At 46.5% G+C, this 7820-nt stretch carries 4 protein-coding genes; 2 read left to right on the forward strand and 2 right to left on the reverse strand.

Annotated elements, in window-relative coordinates:
* Positions 1 to 5 precede the first annotated feature (5 nt).
* Positions 6 to 1118 (reverse strand): efflux RND transporter periplasmic adaptor subunit, encoded by a 1113-nt coding sequence (locus PsW64_RS07625; RefSeq protein ID WP_063303253.1) that lies wholly within the window; start codon positions 1116 to 1118, stop codon positions 6 to 8.
* A 472-nt stretch (positions 1119 to 1590) separates the two neighbouring features.
* Between PsW64_RS07625 and PsW64_RS07630 the strand changes: the two genes are divergently transcribed.
* Complete coding sequence (locus PsW64_RS07630) at positions 1591 to 1908, forward strand: hypothetical protein (RefSeq protein WP_063303254.1); 318 nt, start codon at positions 1591 to 1593, stop codon at positions 1906 to 1908.
* Positions 1909 to 2700: 792 nt separating this feature from the next.
* Here the strand turns inward: PsW64_RS07630 and PsW64_RS07635 are convergent.
* Positions 2701 to 3099: a hypothetical protein gene (locus tag PsW64_RS07635; RefSeq protein WP_153042352.1), complete on the reverse strand. Its 399-nt coding sequence runs from the start codon at positions 3097 to 3099 to the stop codon at positions 2701 to 2703.
* Positions 3100 to 3402: 303 nt separating this feature from the next.
* On the opposite strand from PsW64_RS07635, the gene PsW64_RS07640 reads away from it, so the two are divergent.
* On the forward strand, positions 3403 to 7614 hold the full coding sequence (locus tag PsW64_RS07640; RefSeq protein WP_063303256.1) for a VCBS domain-containing protein: 4212 nt from the start codon (positions 3403 to 3405) through the stop codon (positions 7612 to 7614).
* The last annotated feature ends 206 nt before the right edge of the window (positions 7615 to 7820 follow it).

Here is a 7820-nt window from a genome sequence, read left to right on the forward strand (position 1 = left end):
CTTATTTATTCTGGCTTCTCGTCTTCACCACTAGCTGCCGGTGTTTGCGAAGACTGCGCTTTCTCTTCCGCCGACTTTCGAATACTCACATCCTCCGGTCGCTCCTCAGCCTGCTCTCGCGTGCTCATTAAACTGACCTTCATCCCCTCAACCAAAAACGGAACGCCCGCGGTCACAATGCGATCTCCTGGCTCAAGTCCATCCGTCACAGCGATCTGGTTGCCGCGAAGATCACCAACCTTGATGTGGCGTTTTTCCAATGCCCGACTCTCAGCGTTGACAATCCAGACATGCGGCTCAAGGTCATTTGTAGACATCACTGCTTCGGAGGGAATGAAGGTAACATTGGCGGCCTTAATGTATTTTGTTAGATCGATGACAACGTTTGCTGTCATGCCGGGTAAAGCATTGATGTCTTCCGGCGTGGGCATGATGTAGGTCGCTTCAAAAGTACGCGTTGCAGGGTCGGCAGTGGCTGCAACTTCCTTGAATTCCAGCGCATATCGGTTGTTGGGGACCGCATCAAAAAATACGATTACATCCGGTTCTATGCGCGTTTCTTTTAACTCTTCGGAGGCCTCCCTGACCAGAAGCATGATCTGCTCGGGGACATCGAATTTCACTTCCAGCGCTTTAAGGTCCCTAAGCTCGATGATGACCTCTTTCGCCTGAACCTCTTCATAATTCTCGACGAGCCGTTTGGCTATACGTCCGCCAAAGGGGGCTTTCAAAGTGGTGTAAGCCAAATCCTGTTTGGCCATATCCAGCGATGCTTTTGCACTCTTCAGGTTGTATTCCCTGCGATCCCTCTCTCTGACCGTAGAAAAACCCCTTTCTGCCAAAGGTTTGATACGTTCAAAATCTCTGTCCGCCCGAAAAAGTTCTGCTTCTCGCTCCTGCACAACCAACTCAAAATCAGTGGAGTCCAACTGCGCAATGATCTCCCCTTGTTCAATCGCTTCTCCTTCCTTAACCGGAAGTTCAACAATCGTACCGGGAACGCGGAACGATACTTCAGCACGTCTTTGAGATTCAATGCGGGCAGGGAAAGAGCGTTTTCCGCCGGATTCCGGTGTCAAGACTTCAAAGGTTTTGACAGGCCGAACAACCTCAGACACGCTCGTTTGAGGCTCCTCGCCACACGAGGCGAGGCCCAGAAGAAGTACACATGCGGAAACGAGATATACTCGAAGTCTTAGCATCGGAGAACACCAGTCATCGAAGGTTGCTGAACACAATCGTTTTGGCTTGCTATCTGTGCCTTATCACGGTGCTACAACACCATTGTTATTCTTGCCTTTACTACCTTAAGAAGAAGACAGCTGCGTTCTAGACGAAGCACATATTCGACTAAATCATTCAAGTTAACATGTATCTACAACGTCATCAATACAACGAATAAAAAAGCAACACAACAAGTATTCTTAATCAAAATTAATATTTAACAAGTATACGCTATTTATTTTACTTTCGATCAATTAATGACCTATTAATCAAAGCTGAGAATTCCTTGATTACTTAGCACTTAGAAGAGCAATTGGCAGCATAGTTCACTGAGTAATTCTCGGTTTGAAGCGATCGGAGAGATTAATGCCTGTGACACTACGTGGTTCTGCAATTTTTGTTGGTGCGCTTTTTATTTCGATCAGTGCAAAGGCGGGTATATTCGGCGATGCGCCTGATGTTGTAATCTGTCCATTAGAGAGCACTGTAAACCGAGAGGCCGGTCATGTGGTGTTCTACATCGATGGCACTGAAGATGACACCCCGTTCTACAAGCCACTGGGCAACAATCCGGTACAGCTCTCGGTAAACGACAATGGAACATTAGACACCCGAATCCCCAGCTGCGCCGGTAAATCTTTGGACGAATTAAGGCAAGGAGGTTTGGCTTTTGACTTCAACTGATGCACAATACTGCACAGAATGAGTTCATCATCTAGTAATTTCAAGAGGATGAGTGCTGTCCGAAAGTGGATTCAAACCAACCCCAATCATAGATATCGAGGCTGGCAGCGTGCCTCTCGGACTGGCCGAGGGTACCTGTGATCCCCTTCCGTCCCGAAACTGAAAGATGCTCAACGCTTGCGGAAAGACGCTAAATGTCACGCAACAACTTCATACGCCCCTCAAAACTGTGATAAGGATTGACCTTCACTGTCGAGGTAAACTCTCTCCAGCTTATCATTACCAAAGTTAAAGTAAGCTCCTTACCACTCTTTTTGGCATTGGCTCGTTCGTTCGGTGTTTAAGAAATTATTAGTGTGAAAAGAGCTCCCCCTATAGAACTCTACTGCATCATTTCTCTGATTTAGCCTCAACCCTCAATAGAAACGTTTGAATGACGGCTTATGACCCACCAGGCCAGCGGAGCCCTCTCACTTACACGAGTTCTTTTAGTGCAGAGAACGACAGCAAATTCCGCGAGACGTTTCTCGTGCCTCTGCAAATTGGTGCCTGCAGCCTTAATCGGTAAGTTAGATGAAGACCCACTTGAAGTTGAAGGCATGCTCTACCGAGGGTACTCAAGGAAAACCTTGAACGGATGCAAATGGTCACGCGCGATGCGTCAGGAATGGCTAGAATTTCGGGCCATTACCGGCCATTAGAGCGGTTCTATCAAGGGTTGATGCTTTCTGCGTAGTGGGTATTCTGAGCACTTTATTGAGCTGCCCTTTATGGATTTATGCGAGGACTTGATCAGGACACCAAGTAGTTCGCTTCAGCTTGTGCCCGATTTGCTTGTGCAGCGTTGTAGGTTGTTCCAGAATAAGTGCCATATCCACTGTACCCGCTGTTGCCATAAACAGAGGTTGAGCCTCTATGATAAGTGTAACCGGCATTTGCAGCGTTAATGCCGTCAGCCACACCTGAGAGTGCAGCGGCTACAGCTTGTATAGTTTGCTTACGTTTGACTTCTGCAACAAGTTCTTCGTAAGTGCGCACTTTGGTTGGTTTGCCATCCACCAAGACCTTGATGTTTTGTGGTGAAATATGGAACTCACTATCCGATCGATTGAATACTGAGCCTAGGATTACGAAGGACCATAAGGGGTTGAGCGAAGCCTTGGCCGTGGAGCGGGAAAGAACTGAGATCACCGCTCGTCTAGCTGATCTACTCACACCAAAAGCAAGGTTTTGTCATTCTAAAGCTGATGGGGGCCACTCTAAAGTTCTGCTACCTCGATTTCTTGGTGGTCAGCATCACCAAAGCACCACATATTCTTTTGTTACCTAGTATTTGTCGAAAAGCCGAACCCATTTATTGCGCCTTCTCATTAAATATATAATAAAAGTAAATACTTACAATGTTTACTGATTATTTTTCCTATGGACCACACTGCAAAATTATACTTATATGCAACATACAACTAATGGTAAGCGGTACTTTGGGAATATTATATGTTTGATACCAGTAATACCTCCAGCGATAATCACACTCCCGTATTTCTAGACTCAGAGCTGATCTCTGATTTCATCAAGCTCACTTCCGACCAGATTGTCCAGACTGGGCAGCTCGGCAACGCAGTTGCGATCAATGGAAATGGCGTGATTGTTGCCGGTGCTCGAGATGATGCACCAGATAGCAATTATCAGGCTGGCTCAGTCGTCATCTTTACGCCGTTGGAAGACGGTACTTACGTGGAACACCAACTCATTGCCCCCGACGGGGTTGCTGGCGATCATTTTGGCGACGCGGTTACTATTGCCGATGATGGCACCGTTGTCGTAAGTGCGACCACCGCTTCCCCCGATGGAAACTCTGAGAGCGGCGCTGTCTATGTCTATAAACCAGATGGCAATGGCGATTATACCGTTCCTATAATGCTTGTCGCCTCAGATGCCACACAGCTCGATAATTTTGGCTCATCTGTAGCCATAAACGAAAGTGGTCAAATCATTGTCGGCGCAGCTGGCGATGATGCTAATGGTGACCTTGGCGCAGGTTCGATATATATCTACACACCTGAAGCATCAGGAGGCTACAGCGAGATCAAACTCACCGCGCCGGAGGGTGAAGGTCTGGCAAATTTCGGCAGCTCCATTTCTTTCAATGAAAGCGGCCTGATCGTTGTCGGAGCAAAGGGCGAACTAAACGATACGGGCGCGTTATATGTCTATCATTCTTCTCTCGATGGATATTCAGATCCTGTTAAGCTGGATGCTCCTCAACTCCAAATCGGAGACAAACTCGGTACGTCCGTTGCTGTTAACGAAAATGGGCAAATACTAGTCAGTCAGCCTGGCAATTGGATTGATGGGGGAGCTGCAACCGGGTCCGTCTTGCTTTATACCCCAGATGCAGATGGTAATTATTCTGGTTCAATTGAATTCATAGCAGCTGATGGTGATGCTAGCGACACGTTTGGCTCTGCCGTTGCGATCAACTCAAGCGGTACCTTCGTAGTCGCAGCTGCAAACGATGAAGCAAACGGCTACGCCTCTGGCTCAGTTTATGTCTTCGTCCCGCAGGAAGATGGCACTTATAAAGAGTTCAAGATTGGTGTACCGGACGTAGTTGCCGGTGATGGATTTGGCTTTGCTGTTGCCATTAGCGAAGATGGCACTGTCACCATTGGCAAGCCGGGTAATGACAGCACAACCGAAATCAATACTGGTGCGATATACGTCATTAAGCCAGACCCGAATGGTGATTATAGCCGGACCGCCAATGAGTTGGCGCTTTATGAAACAACCGACACCTCGGACATTGTCGGCCAGCTGAGTTTGTCATTCTCCGATGCGGATGTGACGGACGTAGGCCACACGGCAAATATAAAAGGCCTCAGTCTATCAGGTGTTCAGAACGGCCTGAACAAGCTCACCGAACAACAACTGTTAGATCTGCTTACCATTGGCTCCATTGACACTTCAGACCAGTCGCTCTTCGGAAAAGTCAATCTTGACTTCACCGCAGGCTATGAGGTGTTCAATTACCTGGCTGAAGATGAGGAAGTCACACTTACCTACACGGTGGAGCTGGATGACGGTAATGGCGGCACGACCGAGGGCACGGCCAAAATCATAATCATCGGCACTAACGATACACCACACGCGGATGATGTTGCAGTAACGGTCTCAGAAGATGATCGTGACTATTTGATCCAGACCGGTCTCGTTGACCCTGATCGTTCAGACCGCTTAGTAATTACATGGGATGATGATAGCGTCAAAGGCAAACTCGAGCGCTATGGGAACAACTTTGAGTACTCGGCGTTTCCGCACTTCAATTACCTTGCTGAAGGCGAGAGTGCCACAGAGACCTTTACTTATACCGCTGATGACGGTCACGGAGGCGTTATCACGCGCAACGTAACAATCACTGTTGAAGGGGAAAATGATCGCCCCATCGTCAGAGATATTGAAGCGACCACTTTAGAGAACCAAGAGGTCGGTATTGCACCAGATTATAGTGATGTGGATGCCTCCGACACGCATACGATTAGTTTCGACAGCAGCGAAGCAAAAGGGACAGTCACATTTATTGATGGTGTTTTCCATTATGATCCCAATGGACAGTTCGATCATCTGCTTGAAAAACAACGTGGGTATGACACTTTCACTTATACGGTCGATGATGGGCATGGTGGTATTGTTACTAAAACAGTGACAGTTACAATTGTTGGCGTTGTCGATCCTGTTTCTGATTTACGGGTTGAAGCCCTGCCAAATAATATGGAAATAGTGCCTCAAATTAACAATGATTATGACAAATACTCTCATGTGACCGCGACATCTGAGAACGGTGTCATTGTTGTAGGAGCTCCTCATGCAAATCTGACAGAAGGTATTATACATGTATATCAACCGGATGGTTTCGGGAGTTACATAGAAACTAGGATTTCTCCATCAGATGGTCAAATATCAGATTATTTTGGATGGCATGTTGCCATTAACCAATATGGAACCATCGTTACCGGCGCGTACAGGGCGAACGATGATCATGGCGCTATTTATATTTATGAACCGGATGGTAACGGCGGATATACCGAAACCAAACTAACCTCATCTTTAGACCAAAGAGAATTATTTGGTTCGTCTGTCTCCATAGGTGAAGATGGAACCATTGTTGTTGGTGCCTATTGGGGCAAAAACAATACCGAAACCAGCGGCGCTACCTACATCTACAAGCCAGATGGATCTGGAGGATATTTAGAGACTCGATTAGCTCCAGATGACATTTCTCTGCAAGACGCCTTTGGAAAAGACGTCATGATAAACTCTGAGGGCATAGTCGTTGTTGGTTCACCAAGTAACGATGACTTGGGATTTGAGGCTGGTGCAATTTTTGTATACAGGCCTCAAGCTAGCGGAGGATATGAAGAAGTAAAACTTCATTCATCAGACGCAGCAGAAAGAGATCAGTTCGGTGAAAACATCACCATCAATGATGATGGAGTGATAGTGGTTGGAGTTCCCACAAAAAAGGCTGTGTACGTTTATACACCTGATGAAACCGGAACTTATTATGAAACGAAGCTAGGAGCTACAAACAATTTATACCAAGAATTTGGAGAAGCAGTCGATATAAACTCCAACGGGTTAATCGTTGTTGGCGTACCAGGGTATACTTACATTAATTCCCAAGGCGATCGAGTAACGAATTTGGGTGGGGTTGCTGTTTATACACCTGATACCGACGGAGGATACACGGAACAATTCTTGATTCCCCCAATCATTGGATACATTGGGCGTAGTCATGAAAATGGGAGATTTGGGACATCTGTTTCAATATCAGACTCCGGAGTTGTTACCGTAGGATTCCAGACAGCCTACTCACATAGAGCTCGAACCTATCAACTCGTCCCCGACGCTGAAGGTCAATATAGCTTGGTTAAATCAGAAGCAACTATTGATGAGACTTCAGATTATGCACCTGTACAAACTGCAGTAGACGTTGTTTTTTACGATAAACACGTTTTGTCCCATACTCATGAAGGGAAAGCTATTACTGTTGAAGCCAGCGGTAATGTGGATGGTCTCGATACCACATCCTTGCTGGACTTCTTAACTTCGGATGGATTTTCACGTGGCTACGGCGACAATGTACCTGCAGGGTATGGAAGAGCACATTTTACATTTGACGCACCAGCACATATGTTCGATTATCTAAATCGTGGAGAAAACGTTACTTTAATCTACACGATTGAAATCGATAATGGCAGCAATACTCCCACTTCCACAGAGATCAAAATAACAATCAACGGCCGTGACGATGTGGGCACAGTAGCAAGCGATACTCTTACAGGCAGTGATTTTAATGACACGATGCTTGGCCTTCAGGGAGAAGATACAATCGACGGAGGGAAAGGAGCTGACTTTATCGACGGTGGTGAAGGGAACGACACTCTTACTGGTGGTTCATCCTCGGACACCTTCCGGTTTGTAGGTGTCAGTTTTGGCAACGATGTCATCACTGACTTTGAAGCAGGTTCAGGTATCCAAGATTTAATCAAGTTCGATCAGACAGCATTTGCCGACTTCAATGCGATCATTGAAGCCGCAAGCGAGAATGGCGCTGATACTGTGATTACTCTCGGAATAAGCAATTCTGTCACTTTGAAGAACGTTTCAATTGCAGAGCTGAATCAAGACGATTTCCAATTTGTCTAACGCGTTCTAATAAATCTAGGCCTTCGGCGAATGCTGAAGGCCTTTATTACTGTATGATATTTAGCCGAAATCAAAGCGCGTCCGGTAAATACATGACTTCGGCCTTTGATCAAAGTAGTCAACTTGGGATCGATCTTGACCAGCTTAGCGCAGTTGGCGGTGGATTCAACTGGTCGCGGCAACACACTGTGAGAACTTCTCAGCTG

The organism is Pseudovibrio sp. W64 (genome assembly GCF_001623145.1).
Classification (GTDB): domain Bacteria; phylum Pseudomonadota; class Alphaproteobacteria; order Rhizobiales; family Stappiaceae; genus Pseudovibrio.